Origin of the sequence: Wolbachia endosymbiont (group B) of Xanthorhoe designata, from assembly GCF_964028585.1 — a bacterium.
GTDB lineage: Bacteria > Pseudomonadota > Alphaproteobacteria > Rickettsiales > Anaplasmataceae > Wolbachia.
The window spans coordinates 25616-44003 of record NZ_OZ034794.1 but is presented as its reverse complement, the minus strand read 5'-3'; the positions used below and the strand labels follow the sequence as shown (position 1 = coordinate 44003).

Sequence of the window (18388 nt, the reverse complement as noted above, 5' to 3'; positions counted from 1 at the left end):
AGCAACCACCTTTCCATTTTTCTCACTGTTGGAAAAGAGTAGTAAACTTTAGAAAAATAATTACAAATTTAAAAAATCTTGCCCCACTCATTGTAATCCTTAATTAAATATCAGTTAACTTTAGCAAATTTTCCTTTATTATACTGGCAATAAAATATTTAATCTCGTCATCACTAGTGCTCTTACTATTATGTTTCATACATGGATAAGCAAACATCTTTCCATCTTTTAGCACTACAGGTAAAGAGTAAAAAATTTCAGGGCAGCAGTTATAATCTTTTAGAAATTCAGGAATTTTTTGCGTTTTTTTTAGCGGAGCAATAGTTACTGAACACTTCTGATTGCTAAGTATTGTACAGCTAAATCTATTGTCCCATTCAATAGGGACATTTAATGTTAGGTGTACAGTAATTTCCTGTATCTTTGATGATTCTCTCATTATCAAGATGCTCTCTCCATATTTTCTTATTTTGCACCCAGAGAGTGTACAGTTAATATCACTATCTTTTTGCGATATTTTGTTAAATATTGTGATAAGGCTACGGTACCTTGGTTTATAGTGCTTGTTGACAATTGCCATTATAGAATAAAGAAGAAGCCTTAAAGCTATTTCCTCTGGCAGTTTATAAAGTTCATCTAATTTAATTTCAATATAACCAAGATCATGAATATTAACGCAGTCATTAAGTGCAAGGCGTGTGTAGTGCATCAACGCTTTTGCAGCTCTTTTCATATGAAGTGCTGTAAGGCATATTCGCTCTGTTAGAACATCTTGATTATCACTTGCTTTAAGTAAGTTGCGGTATAAAGTTCGTCTGTATTTTAAGTCATAATTGCTTCTATCTTCGATCCATCTTAATTGGTGAAGTTTAGCATACTTTTCTATTTCACTACGACTAAAATTTAACAACGGCCTAAATACATAAATACCATTTAAGAAATACTTGTAGTCCATTGATGATAATCCATCTACTCCACTACCCCGCTCTAATCTCAACAAGAACGTTTCTGCTTGATCATTTTTGTGGTGAGCAACAAATAAATATTTAACATTATTATTTTTACACCATTTTGTTAATAAGTTATACCGTGCTTTTCGTGCCTGCAACTGAATATTGCCTTTAATATTTTTCTTCTCCCAATTTAATATGAATGATTCCTTTGCCCCAAGTTCTTTTGCATAGCTTACAGCAAAATCAGCTTCTTTTTGAGATTCTAAACGTAACCCGTGATTTACTGTTAATGCTGTAGGAAGTGAAGGTTTATTTTTTTTTGCCCAATTAATCATTAAGTGCAATAAAACTACACTGTCTACACCACCTGATACTGCAATCGCAACTTGATTATCATGAAAAGCAAACTTATTAACTATATTTTGAAATGACAGCTCCAATCGCATTATGTTTCTTGACGGTTAGGTAGTTTATGTCTCTCTACATTATACCGCTACGGAACTTCAATACAAGCAAACTAACAATCTGTGCAAAGGATTTGTACACTGCATCATCCCAGTGCTCAGCACTGGGATGCGGAGGAGATTAACTTTTGATCCCAGAGAATGAAAATTCTACTCTACGATTTTTAGCATGCTCTCTCTCATACTTGGAATTTCTAGAATCATCTTTTACATTAACCAAAGGCTCAGTTTCACCTTTAGAAGCAGTTTTTATTCTATTTTCTAGATAAGGTGTACAGCTGACCATAAATTTTTTAGCTGCATCTGCTCTTCTAGCTCCTAGTGCAAGATTATATTCGTGAGAACCACGATTGTCAGTATGACCAGTTAAAGTGACCTTTGCGTCAGGATTATTTTGTAACACTTCCATCACGTCAAGTAATGCATCTGCACTCACTTCACTGATACTAGATTCATCATAACCAAAGAAAACTCTTTTATCACCTATCTGCTTAACAACAGCATTCATTTTATTTGTCGTATTTACTCCTTTTTTAGGGCAAGAACTTACACCAGTAAGCAGTAAACAAAAACAACACATTATAATCAGTCTACTCCACATCACTAAACCTCCATAAATTTAAAATATAGTGCGTAATTTTAATTTTAGTATTAATAATCACTCTATACTAGAATAGAGTCAAGGGAAATAAAATACTAAATGTTTTCTTTACAATCTTATAATTAACTTTCTGATAAGATGTTCAATTCTTAGCAATGAAGTACAATAAAAGAATAAAAGTACAATTTTTTATTGTACTTTAAGCAAATATACTTTTAACTTTATTATTAATCTATTACGATATTAAGTAGATGTTTCAAAGCAATGAATAAAAATGAGATCTTATAAGTTTTTAGAGGAAGTATTACATAAGGTAAGGAATATCGAAAACACACTAAAACTACTAAGCAAAAGCCAATTGAATGTAGAGGACAAAGTTGAACAAATTTGTCTTCTAGAGGAAATCAGACATGAAATTATCTCTCATGATGCAATAAAGGAATCATTAGCGAATGCTCTTAGGAATAAAAAGAGTGCGAATATTCAGCAGCTAAAGTTAATAGAGGGGATACACAAAAGCAGCAGTGCTATTCCTGTTGATTTAGTAAAATCTTTGTCCAAAGCTAAGATTGAATGCCAAAACTTATGGAGGCTAACTAATTCTGAAATTAGTAACTTAGAAAAGCTGAAAGAATGCTTTACTAACCTAATTAAGCTTACTCGTGAAGCAGCTTCTATAAAATCGCAGCAATTAAAGCGCTCAAACTATGAGTCATTGCTTGCTGACTATGACTCTAATATCACAGAAAAGAACATAAAGGAAATATTTCCTAAGCTAGGTAAATTTTTTAGTGAAAATGTAGAGAAAGTAACTCAAAAGCAGAAGAAGGATAAAGTTACTAATATACAAAAAGTTACGGTTCAGAGACAGATTGAACTTGGTTCCTTATTCTTACAGCAAATGAGTGTTACACCAAATGAGATTTCCATTTCTTATCACGATCCTATCGATTCAGATGAATCTGACCTTTGTTATGGTTTATTTTTACTTTTACGGCATACTGGTTATGCAATTCATCAAAAATGTTTAGCGCAAAATTCTATAAAGAGCTCAATTACGAAACATATTATGCATGAAACTCAAGGGTTATTCATGGAAAGGATCATTGGAACATCCAGAGAATTTATTGAGTTCATTCAACCACATATAAAGGAGAAACTTTCTACAAAAGGCAAAATTAATAGTAGTGTTGAAAATTTGTATTTGATTTTCAATAAAGTAAATCTTTCATCTTTTTTGAAGAATGCGGATGAATTTAGTTTATTGGCTCACATTATGCTAAGAACTAAATTAGAACAAGATCTAATAAATGGTACGTTAGAAGTTAAAGATCTACACGATAAATGGTTGGAAGGTATGAAGCATTACAAGATTTCAGTAAAAGCTAAAAATGAGCTAGACACTTATTTTCAAGATGAGTATTGGATAAGTGGTGTTATAGGCTACTTTCCTATTAAAGTCATAGCATTAATCTCTGCTGTGCAGTTTTTTTCTTTCATTAAGAAAAATCATTACGAATTTTTAGATTCTATAGTAAAAGGAGATTTCAGTTTACTTATCGATTGGTTCTCTAAAAATGTATATAGTGCAAAGTATGGCTTTTTGGAACAGCTAAAAAAGGTAACAGGTAGGGATTTAGATATTGAGTGCTACACTAGTTACTTATCTGAAAAGTATAATTTGTCTCAATAAATGGTTTTCTTGAGTTGTGTATGAGTTTTGTTCAGAATTTAATCAGAAATTTTTTTACTTTCAAAGGTTTATTTGCTAGCGATATTGCTATAGATCTTGGTACTGCAAATACTTTAGTTTATCAGAAAAATCAGGGGATAGTGCTTGATGAACCCTCAGTTGTAGCAAGAGTAAAAGAAAAAGGAAGTTACGTTCCTTATGCTTTTGGCAAAAAAGCTAAGATGATGCTCGGAAAAACACCTGGAGAAATAGAAGCGATCAGGCCCTTGAAAGACGGAGTTATTGCTGATTTTAAAAGCGCGGAAGAAATGTTAAAATATTTCATACGCAGCGCAAACACAAGATTCACTGTTAATAGGCCTAGTATTATCATATGTGTTCCATCTGGATCTACCCCAGTTGAAAGGCGTGCTATACAAGATGCAGCAGAAAGTGCTGGTGCAAATGAAGTATTCTTAATTGAAGAACCAATGGCTGCAGCAATTGGGGCTGGACTTCCAGTTACCGAACCTGAAGGTTCTATGATTGTTGACATAGGAGGTGGTACAACTGAAGTTGCAATTATTTCTTTAGGTGGAATTGTTTATTCACGTTCTGCCAGAGTAGGTGGCGATATTATGGATGAGGCAATAAAGTCATACATTCGTGAAAATCATAAGTTATTGATTGGTGAAACAACTGCTGAAAAAATTAAGAAAAATGTCGGTTCAGCCAGTCTGCCAGTTGAAAACAACAAAGAGGGAATGATAATTAAAGGCAGGGATTTAGTGAGTGGCATGCCAAAAGAAATGTTTTTATCAGAATATCAAGTTGCAGAGAGCCTAATAGAGCCTATACATCAGATAATTTCTGCTATTAGAACTGCACTGGAGAGTACTCCACCCGAACTTTCTTCTGATATAGTTGATAGAGGAATAATTTTATCTGGTGGAGGTGGGTTATTGCGCAACTTGAGTAAAGTTATTAGTGAAACAACAAAATTACCAGTTCGTGTTGCAGATGATCCACTTTGTTGTGTCGCCCTGGGTAGCGGAAAAGTACTTGAAAACATGGACTATTTTGGCCATGTTTTATTCAAGCAAGATTAAATTGTTTTTGAAGGCAGTTTATCGAATTGTTTTGATGGAATTATGTAATATAAATGAGATCCCAGCGTCACACACCAAGTAATTTAAAGGCAACTTCCAGCAGGAAATGTCATCCCAGCGCTTGACACTGGAACTTGACTACAAATAAGTATGCTGTTTCGATGAAATTGTGTAATAGAAACTGGATTCCAGTGCTTGACACCAGGTTTGTGTTTATAAATTATATGCTAAAAGAATTTGAAATTGAACCTTTATTAAAAGATAAAGCTCCGCATCAAACTAAGGCTATTGTTGCAATGTCCGGGGGAGTTGATAGCTCCGTTGCTGCAGCACTGCTGTATAACCTTGGGTACGAAGTGATAGGTGTGACTCTTCAGCTATATGGCACTGATGGCAATGCTAATGCAAGAAAAGGCGCATGCTGCGCTGGACAAGATATTTATGACGCCAAACGCGTAGCTGAAAGTGTTGGCTTTCCTCATTATATTTTAAATTACGAAGAAACATTTCAAAAGGAAGTAATAGAAGATTTTGCGAATACTTACATGCGTGGGGAAACCCCCATACCATGTGTAAGATGTAACCAAACAGTAAAATTCCGTGATCTATTGCAAGTCACAAAAAATCTTGGTGCGGATGTGCTCGTAACAGGACATTACGTAAGAAGATTAGAAGAAAATGGTGAGGTAAAGTTGTGCAGAAGTATTGATAAAAGTAAAGATCAAAGTTATTTTTTGTTTGCTACAACTGAGGAGCAGTTAAAGCTTTTGCGATTTCCACTAGGTGGGTTCTATAAAAGTGATATAAGAAAATTAGCAAAATATTTTAGCTTACAAATCTCTGAAAAGCCAGATAGTCAAGATATATGCTTTGTTTCCGAAAGCTATAGTAAAACAATAGCTAAATTAGCTCCACAATCTGTACAGAAAGGTAAAATAGTAGATATTCATGGAAAAGTGCTAGGTGAGCACAGCGGCATAGTAAATTTTACAGTGGGGCAGAGAAGAGGTCTCTGCATTGCACAAAGTGAACCTCTTTATGTAGTAAGAATTAATACAGAAAATAATGAGGTTGTAGTGGGTCCAATCAACGCGCTAATGCAAAAAAAGATATTGGTCAAAGAGTTAAATTGGTTAGAACAACCAAAAGAAGGCATGGGAGTAACTGTGAAGCTCAGGTCATCACATGCAGGAAGCTTAGCGACAATATATTCAACTGACGAAAAGAACAAAGCCTGTGTAATTTTAAACGACGATTACTTTGGCATCAGCCCTGGTCAAGCTTGTGTAGCATATAAGGGCGAACAAGTTATCGGTGGAGGGTGGATATGCTCTTAACTTGGTAACTTAATTTTTTAATGTAAAATGTAAACATACAATAAAATTTATTGCTATTTTAGCCCACACCTTGTATACTATAAAGATAATTATTATACTGTGGGCTAGAGGAATGGTTAAAGAAGTTGAAAAATTAATAAGAATTGTTGGTAAGGGCAATTTATTGGAAGCTGTATTCATTCGTGAAGGCAGCTTTCAACATGCTAACTTACATAACTGCATGGATCACAGAAATCATATAGGCCTATCTAAATTCATTAATAAAGAAGAACAAGAACCATTAGACAAATATTTTAACTTAAAATTTAGTTTACAAGGACTGTTTTTAATTTATGTTCAAGCTTATAGAGTTCTTGCAGAAAATGCTCAGCTCGATACTCAAGAAGTAATTGATAAAATATATGCTGCAGTTGAAAGTGGGAGAATGTCTACCACTTATAACGCACTAGGGGAATTGCTAGAAGAAATTGTAGATCAAGTAGAATTGACAGAAGATCAAAAAAAACTGAAGCTTCTTAGTATTTTAGCAAATCCGAAAGGTGAAACTTTATTTAACAATAATAATGACTTTGAGAAACAAGTACTTAATAATGTTAAAAAGTTATTAAAAATAAATTACGCAAATGAATTTGATAAAGAATTCAGCTTATGTAAAGAGGTAATAAATCATTATTATTCCATACATGATATAAAAGTCGATAAAGACATAGCATTACTGTTTTCTAGTTATGGTATATTTTCTACATGTACTGGAAATAGAGATATTTTATCACTCAATCAATATATTAATGAGAAAGCTAGAGTAATCAACACACCACTGTATTACAGTTACATTTTGAAGTTAATAAACGTATTAAGTAAAATTGAGTTACCACATAGAAATGGGTTCACTAAGTATACACTTAATTATAGAGGTATAAGTGAATTGAACGGGACATTTACAGCTGCAAGAGAGCAAGACAGTCAAGATTCTCTATATCCTAAAAATATCAAACGTACTCTAGAGCAACTACTAAAAAACCAAAATAGTGATGCATTTGAACAATTAGTAACAAACCCTGAGAATACGTATTACTCAGTGCCGCAAAGTGAATGCAGACTAAACTCTACTATCAGTAACAAAAAAAACAAAAATCATAAAAACACATTTTGTAAATTAGCTTTAGGCATGTTTATATTATCTGTTGGATTATATGCTGCTGACTATTTCCTTATGGAACAAAAGTTATTTAACTCAATGAATCCACAAACTAATCTAATAATTGCTGCAGTGCTGACTATTGTGGTAATATATGCCTTATTTCAACTACTACAAGATCCTCCACATTCAGCGGTCAAGGATACAACTACTAAAAGCTTTACAAATGGTCCCATGCAACTCAGCCATTAATGAGTTTCTACATATAGATGATAAATGTAGCACTTTTAAAGCGTATGCTATATAATCTTTTCTCTTGAATAAAGAGGTAATCGATGGATTTAAGTAAAATAAAGATAAATTCAGATGAAATAAATGTAGTAATTGAAATAAGTGCAAATGCTCATCCCATAAAGTATGAATTTAATAAAGAGCTCGGGTTACTACGAGTTGACAGATTTTTGTCTACTTCAATGACTTATCCTTGCAATTATGGATTTGTACCAAATACATGTGCAGGTGATGGTGATCCTGTGGATGTTTTGGTGCTCACTCAATTTCCTTTAGCGCCTGGAGTTTTGATATCGGCGCGTCCAGTGGGTGCATTACTAACTCAGGATGAAAAAGGAGAGGATGAAAAAATATTAGCCGTACCTATCTCCAGTGTTGATAGCTATTATGACAATATAAAGAACCATTCTGACTTACCTAAAAATCTACTAGATAAAATTGCTCATTTCTTTTCTCATTATAAAGATTTAGAAAAGGGAAAAACGGTAACAGTTGGAGAATGGGCTAATGTGGAAAAAGCAAAAGAAATCATTGAGAAAAGTAAAAATTAATTTGCATTAGAGCTGCTTAAAAAAATATTGTTGTTTTTAACATTGCGTTTAAAAGCATTAGACAGGCAGTAAAGGTCTTGATATTATAGTAATAATTTGGAAGGGTGGCCGAGCGGCTGAAGGCGGCGGTTTGCTAAACCGTTATACGATTGAAAAGTCGTATCGAGGGTTCGAATCCCTCTCCTTCCGTGTATTACTGTTTAGGTATTTATTGCAGTGGTTTTCTCTCTTTCACTATTAAAAGTTAGCTAGCATTCACTCAGTATTTATTATAGAATTGGTTATTAGCTGAATAGCCTTATATGCATAAAATATTAATTTTACTATTAATAATGTTGCCGCTTAGGTTACTTGCAACCGAGATTGAAATTGTTGCAGATGTAAATGGTGAGCCAATTTCAAATTTAGATATCGAAAGACGCATCAACTTTATAAATTCATTGCCTGGTAATCAGAGTGTTAATCGTGAAAAAGTAAAACCTCAAATCCTAAGACAGCTCATAGATGAAATCATCATTGTTAGCGAAGCACAGAAGATGAATATAGAATTGAGCAACGAGGAGTTAAATAATGCTGTCACGTTATTCTTAACTCAAAGTTTAAAACTTGAGGCTGATGAAGTTGATCAATACGTAAAAAAGCATAATATAGATCTCAATACCCTAAAAAAACAAGTAAAGTGTCAGCTGCTGTGGAACAAGATTATTGAAGTAGGAATTGTACCGCTTATCAATATAAGCGATAAAGAAGTGGATGACATAAGAAAACAAAAAGAGAAGCCTGATTACCTTATTAAGTTTCAGGAATTTGTAATTCCTGATCAAAAAATGGCTGAAGATTTAGTAAAAAAATTACGTACCAGTAATAATCCAGAATCTTCAATAAAGATGCGCAAAGCAACCGTTAATTTAAGTCAGCTAAAAGGTACTCTCAAGGACGTTTTGGAAAGATTAGAAATCAATGACGTAGCAGGTCCGATTAGTTTAAGCGAAGGTTACTCTATTATAAAAGTCATAGATAAGGTACAGCTCGATCATACACTGCTGGAAAGTATTTTAAAAGTAAAACAAGTTGTGGTTAAAGATTCAGAAAATTTACTCTCTAATTTTAAGGAGCAAAAGGTCAGTTGTCTAAATTTTGACAAATTAGCAGACGATTTCAAATTGCCAAGCGCAAAAGAATTTAAAATAAAAATGCGAGATTTAAATCCTGATTTACAGATTTTATTTAGTAAAACAAGTACGAATGAAATAGTAGAATTAAGAGAAAATAGCACTGCAAAGCTAATGATGTTATGTGATATCAAGAGTAATCCAGTGAATATAGAAGCAATCAAACAGGAAATGTATCAACAAAAGATTATTATACAAAGCAACCTGTTATTGGATAATATGCGTAAAAATGCAGCTGTGAGTTATCGATTTAATTGAAGCTAGAGAATATTTTTCGTTTTTTACTCTATAAAAAGTTTATGAAGAATATAATGCTGATTGGTGGCGGAGTTGGAAATGCAGTATTATTTTCGATAGGAAAAGCTTGTCTTGAAAACAATCATAAGGTTTTATATTTCGCTGGCTATAAAAAATTAAGTGATGTATTTAAACGAGCGCTGATAGAACGCGCATCAAACGTGACAATTTGGGCATGTGAAGAAGGATTGATAGAAACAAGCAGAGAACAGGATAAATCCTTTCATGGCAATATAATTGATGCAATAGTTTCTTATCAACGAGAAAAGGTAGATATTAATTTGAACACTATAGATAAAATCATCACTATTGGTTCTGATAAAATGATGAAAGCTATAAATGAAGCTAGAAAAACAATTTTAAAGCCATATCTGAAACCAAAACACATAGCAATATCATCAGTTAACTCTCCTATGCAGTGCATGATGAAAGAAATCTGCGCTCAATGTATTCAGCAACACATAAATAAGGAAACAGGAGAAATAAGTTTTGTTTATAGTTGCAGTAATCAAGACCAGGATATGGAGCTTGTTGACTTTGATTTTTTAAGTGAGCGCTTGAAGCAAAATAGTTTACAAGAAAAGCTCACTGCAAAATGGATAGAACATGTTCAAAGACACTAAACAGCACAAAGAGGAACTAAGGAAGCAATATAGAACCATAAGAAAAGATGTTGATGAAAGTTATTCTAGTTATGCAGCAAATTCTCTTATTAATCTCTTTAACAAAAACTTAAGTTGCGTTAAAGGTAAAACAATAGCAGCTTACATTCCAACAGACGGGGAAATTAATGTTGTGCCTTTGATGCATCATTTACTCGATTTAGATTATAAAGTAGCAGTCCCTAATAAAAACAAGTTATTAAAATTCGAAGAATTGAATAAAGCAGATGAAGATATAATCCCCGATACAATCATTACTCCTGTTATTGCTTTTGATGATCATTTTAATAGGTTAGGTTTTGGCGGTGGTTGGTATGATGAAATGATAAAAAAATTACGGCCACTTGGAAAAATATTTATAGGTGTAGCCTATGAGAAGCAATATTGTAAAAATTTACCTGTGGAAAAACACGATCAAAAATTGGATATTATAATTACTGAGATGTGTGTTAGACTTGAAAGCAGGTTGCTCAAGAAAATGGATAGAAAGGAGTAGCATAGTCTCCCTCTTTCTGATAGTCATTGCTTATCTGTTCAGATGCATGCAAATATTGAAACCTGTCTTGTCATCAGAGTAGCTGACACTGGGATCCAACTAAGTTGGTAAACACTTTACAACGTTTTTTGCACAAAAGGACTGGATTCTAGCGTCACGCGCTAGAATGACATCAACTTTCGAATTCCAGTTATGCAAGAAATCTATTCATTTGAAACTTGTTTGAGAAACGTAGCTATAAAAACCGCAGGTACCAGTTGGTTTTTATTGGCTAAAGTAAAGGTCAAATATCTGGAATTCTGGACATAAAATCCCCCTGTAAAAAAGATTAGAAAAAAATGCAGCGCACATATGACAGAAATTAAGTATACCCCGAAGAGGATACGCTACATTTTTTTATGAGTTTAATAAAAAGGTCTGCAGACAAAGATAGATTTTTGAGCTCTAAAAATATCTATAATTGTCATTATAATCAGATTTAAAATATGCGGAAGTAATTTTTTGTGTCCGCTTAGCAGGGTGGCAAAATAAGATAGACAGATACATTAAAACGCTCTTCAAATGTATCAACCCACTTCTTTCCCTTCTTCACTCACTTGTTCAAGATTTGGGTTCTTCACTTCAGGACTTGGCTTCATTTTCTGAGCTTTCTCATTAACTTTTTCTTCTACCCTCTCTATTTTACCCTCACCAATTGCCATAATTGCAGGTTGAAATTGATCTATAAGATCATCAAATGGTTTTTTATCATCTAGATGAGTACTGAGGCCCTTTTCCAGAAGTCTGATCATATCAGCTTCTGAAAAATTTTCAATAGTTCCATTCTTTACTAACTCTTGTATAGCAGATTGCTGCCCTTCATTTCGAAGCATTTCTACTATCTTGTTCTGATTCTTAGCTTCTTCCATGCTTTGCCCTGCTTTTAACTTACTATCGTCTGCAATACCTGCAAGCAATTCACTACGTAATCTATCAAAATTATTCTCTCTTGCTTGAATTGTAGGCAATTTATCTATTAAATCCTTATATGAACTTTTCACTGCTTTTCCTGCTTCAATCGCACCTTCTTTTATTTTTTCCCCCGCCTTTCCTATACCTATTCCTACATAACGTCCTCCAATAGCCACAAGCGCTATTAATGTGGCAAGCACAATAAGCGGAGAAAATGCTGCTCCTAATACCATTACAGCAGAAGCCATTCCAATTTTTTCATTTGCAGATGCTGATTTAAAATAATTGACTAGATTGTCCAGTGGACCTTTATTATTATTTATAACATTACCTATTGCTTGCTGATTAACAGATTTTAATGCACCTTCTATTATTTTTGAGTTAACACTTTCAGGAGTTAAACCTTTAAGCCCTTCTTCAATGAATCTTATAAATAATTCTTTGTTGACCTCCTCTTGCAAGCCTTGGTCATTAATCGCTAAACCTAAATCTTTGAGGTTCATCCCTTTAACTTGTTCTGATAGGGCTTCAAACAACTTCCTTTTTTCTTCCTGTGAGAACTGTACAATGCTTTCTATTATATCTGAAATAGCTTTTTTTTAGTTCTGGGTAGTCAATGTCAAAAAACGTACTGTTTGTAGGTTCCATATTCAACTTCATCAACTATAAACATGCCTAATTATATATACTAATTATTAATTATATTATAATTGACATAAAATAATTACTCCTTTCCAAATATGGAATTTGTATTACAATACCTAGATTATATGAAATCAAGGTATTTTATGGGTGAGAAAAAATTAAGAGCTGCTGTGGTTTTATCAGGATGCGGCCACCTCGACGGCACAGAGGTGAGAGAAGCAGTCTTAACTCTGCTTGTGTTTGATCGGCAGGAAGTTGAAGTCACGTGCTTTGCTCCTAATGTTGATATCACACAAGTTATGAATCACAAAACAAAAGAAGCAGTAAAAGAAAAAAGGAATGTACTTGTAGAAGCAGCAAGAATTGCAAGAGGTGAGATAAATGATTTAAGAGAAGCTAAAGCTGAAAATTTTGACATGCTAGTCGTACCTGGTGGATATGGAGTTGCGAAAAATTTATCTGACTTAGCTGAAAATAAAACAGTAGTGCCTGAGTTTGAAAGATTAGTCTCAGAGTTCTTTGTTGCAAAAAAGCCAATAGGAACTATATGTATATCTCCAGCCATTATTGTTTTAATTTTAAGTAGCAAGATGGGTAAAGAAGAAAGTAAGATTAAGGTAACTATAGGAGACGACAAAGACCAGCTGATAGAAAAGCTCGGCGGCGAACATATAACATGCGATACAAAGCTATCAATAGAAGACGAAAAGCATAATATATTTTCCTGCTCTGCTTATATGCGTAGTGATGAAAGTACACACTCTGTATATCAAGGAATAAAACACATGATTGACAGTATGGTGAAAAAAATTAATAAAAAAACCAAACAACCATTTCTCTAAAGTGTAGTTTCTTATACAATTAATTATGTTATACTTTCAGTTGCATTATTGTTGTAGCCAAAGTAATCTGTAATTGCTTATTAACAGTAAGCAATATTTAGTATGTAAGTTTAGTTCTTTTTTTTATAGATGTAAATATGTCAGACCTTTTTTATATTGAAAGTGAGTGTTGTGTAGATGGTCAGCGTGATACTTATGCAGGAGAAGTGAGTATTAATGATGTCATGTTGGGCAAGTTTAGTCTAAATTCATACAGTGGGAAAAAAGCTATAATAAATCTAGACATCGCTACATTCGATATCCATATTGCCATGGATGACCAAAATGGAAGGACAATAACAAGAGACCTCAAGGGTCCTGAATTTGTAATTAAAGATGACGGTTCCTGGTATATTAATAAGAATCTTGGTAATGATAAATTTGAAATTATAGTAAAGCAGTCATGATATGAAACATAGTGAGCGGAGCTTACTTTTTAGCAATGTTTACATACTTACTTGATTTGAAAAAAAATGGAGATTATCTTAGCTGAGCCACGCGGTTTCTGTGCGGGGGTTAAAAGAGCTGTAGACATATTAGCAATCACTTTAGAGAAATACAAAAATGAACGCCAAGTTTATGTACTACACGAAATCGTTCATAATAAGTATATAGTAGAGGATTTCAAGAAACAAGGAGTGGTTTTTGTAAGCAGCATAGAAGACATTAAAGACAATAGAGGAATATTGATCTTTAGCGCACATGGAGTGTCGAAAAGTATAGAGGATGAGGCAAAAAGAAAGGGTGTTCAAGTGATTGATGCAACATGTCCATTAGTTAGCAAAGTACATAAAGAGGCAAAAAGGTATGAGGATAGTGGTAAAGAATTAATTCTAATTGGACATGAAAATCATCCAGAAGTTAAAGGAATTATGGGAAGAGTAAGTAATCCTATATCTCTAGTGCAAACTATGCAAGACGTATACAATTTACAAATCAAAGATCCAGATAATTTATCTTATGTAACACAAACCACGTTAAGTATTGACGATACCAAAGAAATTATTGCTACACTGAAGCTCAGATTTCCAAGCATTACAGGCCCCGACTTAAAAGATATATGCTATGCAACACAAAATAGGCAGAACGCTGTTAAAAAATTGGCTAAAATTACAGACGTAGTGTTAATTGTAGGAAGCAAAAACAGTTCAAATTCAAACCGTTTATTAGACCTGTGTATTTCCAGAGGAAAAAGAGCCTATTTGATTGATAATTATAAATGTATGAACAAAAATTGGTTGCAGGGCGCAGAAAAAATAGGAATTACTGCAGGTGCTTCTGCTCCTGATATATTAGTTGATGAGCTAGTAAATTACTTAAAAATAAATATGAATACAAAAGTTTCAGTCATGCCAGATGGATTCACTGAAAATGTTCAGTTCAAGTATGCTAAATGGTAATGTGCAACAAAGTGCGTCAAATCAAGTCTTTAGCTCAATTCAATTTTCAGTCTGTTGGAGAATAAAATATCAAGCTGAGATATAATTAATCCTCGTTTGTCAGGTTAAGTTGTGTCTAGCACAGAAACATTAAAATATAAAAAAACTTCACCATACAAAAGGGTTAATATTACTACTAATTTTATCAAAAACTTATAATATAAGTCATATTGTCATCTAATGTTTAATGAATTTCAATAAATTACCTTTTTAATTCTAGATGAGTATACACTTTGTTAATATGTTTGGGTCAAAACCCAAAAGTAAGTTTATGCTTTCTATAGGAAAAGAAGGCACAATGTTACTATATTTTAAAAATAATACTTTAAATAAAAGATATTTTGCTAAGGACAAAAATAATAAAGCTGTTTCTGACTTAATTTTATGTCTCTCATCAGATAAAAAAGCATCCTTATATCTGGTTCTCAATCACACTGATCAGAACTATTTGCTACAGTCTATCCCAAGAGTAAATAGGATTAGTGCTTATCTATCAGCAAAAACAAAAGTAGAGCATTTTGCTCATAATAACGATATAAATTCTATTCTCTTGGTCGAAAAGCCGAATAAATTTAATCAAAACTGGTGGTATCTATTTGTTTCATCAAAAGCAAATCATTTAATAGAATATTGGTTGGACGTGTTTGTTGAAATAGGCTCTAACTTTAAAGGAATATTAATGTTTCCTATAGAACTAGTCAGTATAGCAAAAAAGATTCTACACAAAGATCCTAGTAACTGGAAAATTATAGTTGCTGCAACTAAAACAGGTGGCTATAGACAAGTGGTTCTTAAAGAGAACAAAATGATATTTACACGTTTAATACCATTTACTAATGATAATTTACCAGGAATCATTGCTGGTGAAATATATCAGGAAGTGAAAAATACAATTCAATCTTTAACTAAGTTTGGATTTGAAAAAAATGACCCTATCGACCTTTGCATCATAGTATCAGAAGCTATTAAATCTAGTTTATCAGTTATAAATTTTTCAGAGAATAGTGTGAACATATTGACTCCATATGAGCTAGGTAAACTATTGGGAGCAGAATTAGCTATATGCGAAAAAGATAGCTTTTGTGATACTACAATTTTGTTCCATAGCTTTAAGAATAAGCCAATAAATATTTTTAACACAAAAGAAACTAAAGAATTTTATCTATTTAATTATCTTTATTTAAATTCTCCTCAAAATTTTCTATACCTACTCTTGGTTTTAGTTGTAATTAACACCTTTTGTTTGCAAAATTTGTATTCAAATTTTAATGTTGCTGATAATTTATCTGCAAAGCGGAGTGCTTTAAATAACAAACTAATAAAACTTAGCCAAAGCTATAATGTAAAAAAGATAGATGAAGTTTACGATTTTATTAATATCAATAATATTTTATCAAAAATAGAATACTCTCCTCTCATACAGGTTAAGTATGTAGAAAAGCTAAAAGTACCAGATGTAGAGCTTGAATTATTTGAGTGGAATTATAATGAGGCAAAAAGTTATATTACCACAACTTTAAGGTTTAATTTTCAATCTGGTCAAGACATTTCTTATCAATACGAGAAACTACAGAAAAATTTAAACGATAATTTCCGTACTCATGATATTAGTATTTCTAGCTTACCCACTACTAAAGAGAAAAATCTATCTATTGATGTTGAAATAGGAGAGGCAATGTAGATTGATGACTATCTCTCAACTAAAAAGAAAAGCTACAATTCAGTGCATATATTATTTATTGTTATCTATTGTATTAATAGGGTTATCAACGTGTTTTATTCTCTATAACAAAAAGGTTTATAATAAAAATCAAACTGCAGCTGAGGAAATACACTCTATTAATTTACAGATCATTGAAATTCAAAAGAAAGAAGTCGTTCTAAATAAAAACCTAGACTTATGGAAAAGAATTTCTTCTTCAAGCTTACATAGTAGCAGATATGTTACAAATTTAAATTTTGAGCTTCACAAGCTATATAAAAAACACTACATGTTAGAACCTGAAATATCAATTTCTATACCTGAAGAGGCTGAACTCCACAATAAAAGTGAACGTACAAAAGTAATAAGAAGTGAAGTGGTTCTAAATTTAAGCTCAATTAGCGATAAGCATATTTTTTTATTTCTACAGTCCATTCCAAATCTTCCTGGTTATGTTATGATCAGATCTCTTACCTTGAATAAGCAGAGAAATATAGATTCTGCAGCTATAAACCAGATTTTAAGTGGTAATATGATAGAGATAGTGAGAGCTAGTATAGTTTTTGATTGGTATACCATATTAAGTAGATGAATATAAAGTTGTTTTTTATTTTTACGCTGCTATTTTTTAATGTTAGTGCATATTGCAATTGTGAAGATCTTGTAGAAAATATAGGGATTTGTAAAAAATATTCTTGCCAACAGCATATTAGTGATGAAGATTTTATTGAGCATAAAATATTAGGGTTAAATAGTGAAAATTTATGTGTATATATAGAAAGACAAGGCAATGATGAAATGGTCTGTCATTATTCCAATAATGGAATGATTATAGAAAAGAAGTACTTAAAAAGTATTTTAAAAGTTGGAAATCAAGAAATAAATGATTTCATTGATATAGCAAATTTGCGTGCGAAGGAGTGTTTTTTTATCAACAATTATAAACTAAGCTATATAGATCGAGACGATATAATAAAAGAGGCAGCAGAGAGTACTTTATCGCAATATGGTAGCATAAAAAGCATTTTTTTTGATGAAGAACAGGTTAATAGAATAGTTAGTGAGATGGAAAAGTTTAACTTACAGTCTTCGGGAGTTACAGAGGAAGAAAATTTCAATTGTAAAGTAGTCAGTTTAGATTCAATTTTATACTTTTCCCCTGATACATGGAAAATATGGGTAAATGGAAAGTTGTTTATAAATACTAAGGATTTAAAAGTGCACTCAGTAACTGAAAATTATGTAACTTTTTCATGGGCTGTAAACCAAAAGATAACAAAAGAAAGGATAAGCAATTCTAAAAATGTAAATTTTGGACATGAAGGTATTATGTTTACTCTTTATCCAGAACAAAAATTTGATTTAGACAGTTTATCTATTAAATAATCTAATACATCTGCGCTTGTAGCTCAATTGGATAGAGCGTTGCCCTCCGGAGGCAAAGGTCGTGGGTTCGAATCCCTCCAAGCGCGTTTCTAATTAAATTTGACAATAATACTCTCACATAAGATAATAAAGAGATTTATTTTAAAGCATAATTATGTCTAGTGGTACTATAAATAAAGTCATATTAGTTGGTAATTTAGGAAAAGATCCTGAAATTAGGACTACACAAAATGGAAAAGAGATGGCAAGTTTTTCAATAGCCACTTCTGAAAGTTGGACTGACAAATTTTCTGGTACTCGCTCTGAAAAGACAGAATGGCATAATATTGTAATTTTTAGTGAAGGACTAGTAAAAATTGTTAAAGACTTTGCACGGAAAGGTAGTAAAGTGTACGTTGAAGGCTCTCTGAGAACTAGAAAATGGACTGACCAAAATGGTACTGAAAAGTACACAACAGAGGTGGTGCTATACAACTTTAATAGTGCCCTTACCCTTTTAGATTCACGAAACAGTATGTCAAACTCTGATTACAAGCCAAGTGAATACAAACAAAATGAAACAGAACAAAAAGATAAACACGGAAGTTTTGATAACGATATAAAAGACGAACTAATCGATGATGAAATACCATTTTAATAAC

At 32.6% G+C, this 18388-nt stretch carries 18 protein-coding genes and 2 tRNA genes; 17 read left to right on the top strand and 3 right to left on the bottom strand.

Features of this window, described 5'->3' with window-relative positions; genetic code table 11:
• Positions 1-103: 103 nt before the first annotated feature.
• Positions 104-1399 (bottom strand): tRNA lysidine(34) synthetase TilS, encoded by a 1296-nt coding sequence (gene tilS, locus ABWU64_RS00235; RefSeq protein WP_015588037.1) that lies wholly within the window; start codon positions 1397-1399, stop codon positions 104-106.
• Positions 1400-1538: 139 nt separating this feature from the next.
• Complete coding sequence (locus ABWU64_RS00230; RefSeq protein ID WP_264330627.1) at positions 1539-2018, bottom strand: OmpA family protein; 480 nt, start codon at positions 2016-2018, stop codon at positions 1539-1541.
• Between the two features lie 274 nt (positions 2019-2292).
• Here ABWU64_RS00230 and ABWU64_RS00225 point away from each other — a divergent pair, with 274 nt between their 5' ends.
• The 9 genes from ABWU64_RS00225 (at position 2293) to ABWU64_RS00185 (ending at position 10743) form a co-directional block, all read left to right on the top strand.
• Positions 2293-3711 carry a carboxypeptidase gene (locus ABWU64_RS00225; protein ID WP_353279579.1) on the top strand — a complete coding sequence of 473 codons (1419 nt, stop codon included), beginning with the start codon at positions 2293-2295 and terminating at the stop codon, positions 3709-3711.
• Positions 3712-3731: 20 nt separating this feature from the next.
• Positions 3732-4799 carry a rod shape-determining protein gene (locus ABWU64_RS00220; protein ID WP_353279578.1) on the top strand — a complete coding sequence of 356 codons (1068 nt, stop codon included), beginning with the start codon at positions 3732-3734 and terminating at the stop codon, positions 4797-4799.
• Positions 4800-5023: 224 nt separating this feature from the next.
• The gene (mnmA, locus tag ABWU64_RS00215) at positions 5024-6136 is read left to right on the top strand and encodes a tRNA 2-thiouridine(34) synthase MnmA (RefSeq protein WP_353279868.1); all 1113 of its coding nucleotides are present in this window, start codon (positions 5024-5026) and stop codon (positions 6134-6136) included.
• 112 nt (positions 6137-6248) lie between these two features.
• Entirely contained in the window at positions 6249-7526 is a 1278-nt protein-coding gene (locus tag ABWU64_RS00210) for a hypothetical protein (protein WP_341815579.1), read from the top strand.
• Between the two features lie 83 nt (positions 7527-7609).
• A complete protein-coding gene (ppa, locus tag ABWU64_RS00205; RefSeq protein ID WP_353279577.1) occupies positions 7610-8116 on the top strand; it encodes an inorganic diphosphatase in 507 nt (168 codons plus the stop codon).
• Positions 8117-8214: 98 nt separating this feature from the next.
• Positions 8215-8305 (top strand) — tRNA-Ser (locus tag ABWU64_RS00200).
• A 113-nt stretch (positions 8306-8418) separates the two neighbouring features.
• Entirely contained in the window at positions 8419-9546 is a 1128-nt protein-coding gene (locus ABWU64_RS00195) for a SurA N-terminal domain-containing protein (RefSeq protein ID WP_341815581.1), read from the top strand.
• A gap of 41 nt (positions 9547-9587) precedes the next feature.
• Positions 9588-10208, top strand: a complete 621-nt coding sequence (locus tag ABWU64_RS00190) for an oxidoreductase (protein WP_135353046.1) — start codon at positions 9588-9590, stop codon at positions 10206-10208.
• On the top strand, positions 10192-10743 hold the full coding sequence (locus ABWU64_RS00185; RefSeq protein ID WP_341815582.1) for a 5-formyltetrahydrofolate cyclo-ligase: 552 nt from the start codon (positions 10192-10194) through the stop codon (positions 10741-10743). Before ABWU64_RS00190 ends, ABWU64_RS00185 begins: the two co-directional genes overlap by 17 nt.
• Before the next feature lie 566 nt (positions 10744-11309).
• On the opposite strand, the gene ABWU64_RS00180 is transcribed toward ABWU64_RS00185, so the two are convergent.
• Positions 11310-12230: a hypothetical protein gene (locus tag ABWU64_RS00180; RefSeq protein ID WP_353279575.1), complete on the bottom strand. Its 921-nt coding sequence runs from the start codon at positions 12228-12230 to the stop codon at positions 11310-11312.
• 252 nt (positions 12231-12482) lie between these two features.
• Between ABWU64_RS00180 and elbB the strand changes: the two genes are divergently transcribed.
• The 8 genes from elbB (at position 12483) to ssb (ending at position 18384) form a co-directional block, all read left to right on the top strand.
• Positions 12483-13181 (top strand): isoprenoid biosynthesis glyoxalase ElbB, encoded by a 699-nt coding sequence (elbB, locus tag ABWU64_RS00175; protein ID WP_353279573.1) that lies wholly within the window; start codon positions 12483-12485, stop codon positions 13179-13181.
• A gap of 137 nt (positions 13182-13318) precedes the next feature.
• Entirely contained in the window at positions 13319-13627 is a 309-nt protein-coding gene (locus ABWU64_RS00170; protein WP_353279572.1) for a hypothetical protein, read from the top strand.
• 66 nt (positions 13628-13693) lie between these two features.
• Positions 13694-14620: a 4-hydroxy-3-methylbut-2-enyl diphosphate reductase gene (gene ispH / locus ABWU64_RS00165; RefSeq protein WP_353279570.1), complete on the top strand. Its 927-nt coding sequence runs from the start codon at positions 13694-13696 to the stop codon at positions 14618-14620.
• A 280-nt stretch (positions 14621-14900) separates the two neighbouring features.
• Complete coding sequence (locus ABWU64_RS00160) at positions 14901-16340, top strand: hypothetical protein (RefSeq protein WP_179943660.1); 1440 nt, start codon at positions 14901-14903, stop codon at positions 16338-16340.
• Between the two features lie 4 nt (positions 16341-16344).
• A complete protein-coding gene (locus tag ABWU64_RS00155) occupies positions 16345-16953 on the top strand; it encodes a hypothetical protein (protein ID WP_353279569.1) in 609 nt (202 codons plus the stop codon).
• Positions 16950-17747, top strand: coding sequence for a hypothetical protein (locus ABWU64_RS00150; RefSeq protein ID WP_341815585.1), 798 nt, complete (start codon positions 16950-16952; stop codon positions 17745-17747). The genes ABWU64_RS00155 and ABWU64_RS00150 overlap by 4 nt, the downstream gene beginning before the upstream one ends.
• A 12-nt stretch (positions 17748-17759) precedes the next feature.
• Positions 17760-17833: transfer RNA gene (locus ABWU64_RS00145), tRNA-Arg, on the top strand.
• A gap of 68 nt (positions 17834-17901) precedes the next feature.
• Entirely contained in the window at positions 17902-18384 is a 483-nt protein-coding gene (ssb, locus tag ABWU64_RS00140; RefSeq protein WP_015588054.1) for a single-stranded DNA-binding protein, read from the top strand.
• The last annotated feature ends 4 nt before the right edge of the window (positions 18385-18388 follow it).

Coding starts and splice junctions, on each gene's coding strand:
- tilS (WP_015588037.1), bottom strand. CDS start 1,399: ATGCGATTGGAGCTGTCATTTCAAAATATAGTTAATAAGTTTGCTTTT.
- ABWU64_RS00230 (WP_264330627.1), bottom strand. CDS start 2,018: ATGTGGAGTAGACTGATTATAATGTGTTGTTTTTGTTTACTGCTTACT.
- ABWU64_RS00225 (WP_353279579.1), top strand. CDS start 2,293: ATGAGATCTTATAAGTTTTTAGAGGAAGTATTACATAAGGTAAGGAAT.
- ABWU64_RS00220 (WP_353279578.1), top strand. CDS start 3,732: ATGAGTTTTGTTCAGAATTTAATCAGAAATTTTTTTACTTTCAAAGGT.
- mnmA (WP_353279868.1), top strand. CDS start 5,024: ATGCTAAAAGAATTTGAAATTGAACCTTTATTAAAAGATAAAGCTCCG.
- ABWU64_RS00210 (WP_341815579.1), top strand. CDS start 6,249: ATGGTTAAAGAAGTTGAAAAATTAATAAGAATTGTTGGTAAGGGCAAT.
- ppa (WP_353279577.1), top strand. CDS start 7,610: ATGGATTTAAGTAAAATAAAGATAAATTCAGATGAAATAAATGTAGTA.
- ABWU64_RS00195 (WP_341815581.1), top strand. CDS start 8,419: ATGCATAAAATATTAATTTTACTATTAATAATGTTGCCGCTTAGGTTA.
- ABWU64_RS00190 (WP_135353046.1), top strand. CDS start 9,588: ATGAAGAATATAATGCTGATTGGTGGCGGAGTTGGAAATGCAGTATTA.
- ABWU64_RS00185 (WP_341815582.1), top strand. CDS start 10,192: ATGTTCAAAGACACTAAACAGCACAAAGAGGAACTAAGGAAGCAATAT.
- elbB (WP_353279573.1), top strand. CDS start 12,483: ATGGGTGAGAAAAAATTAAGAGCTGCTGTGGTTTTATCAGGATGCGGC.
- ABWU64_RS00170 (WP_353279572.1), top strand. CDS start 13,319: ATGTCAGACCTTTTTTATATTGAAAGTGAGTGTTGTGTAGATGGTCAG.
- ispH (WP_353279570.1), top strand. CDS start 13,694: ATGGAGATTATCTTAGCTGAGCCACGCGGTTTCTGTGCGGGGGTTAAA.
- ABWU64_RS00160 (WP_179943660.1), top strand. CDS start 14,901: ATGTTTGGGTCAAAACCCAAAAGTAAGTTTATGCTTTCTATAGGAAAA.
- ABWU64_RS00155 (WP_353279569.1), top strand. CDS start 16,345: ATGACTATCTCTCAACTAAAAAGAAAAGCTACAATTCAGTGCATATAT.
- ABWU64_RS00150 (WP_341815585.1), top strand. CDS start 16,950: ATGAATATAAAGTTGTTTTTTATTTTTACGCTGCTATTTTTTAATGTT.
- ssb (WP_015588054.1), top strand. CDS start 17,902: ATGTCTAGTGGTACTATAAATAAAGTCATATTAGTTGGTAATTTAGGA.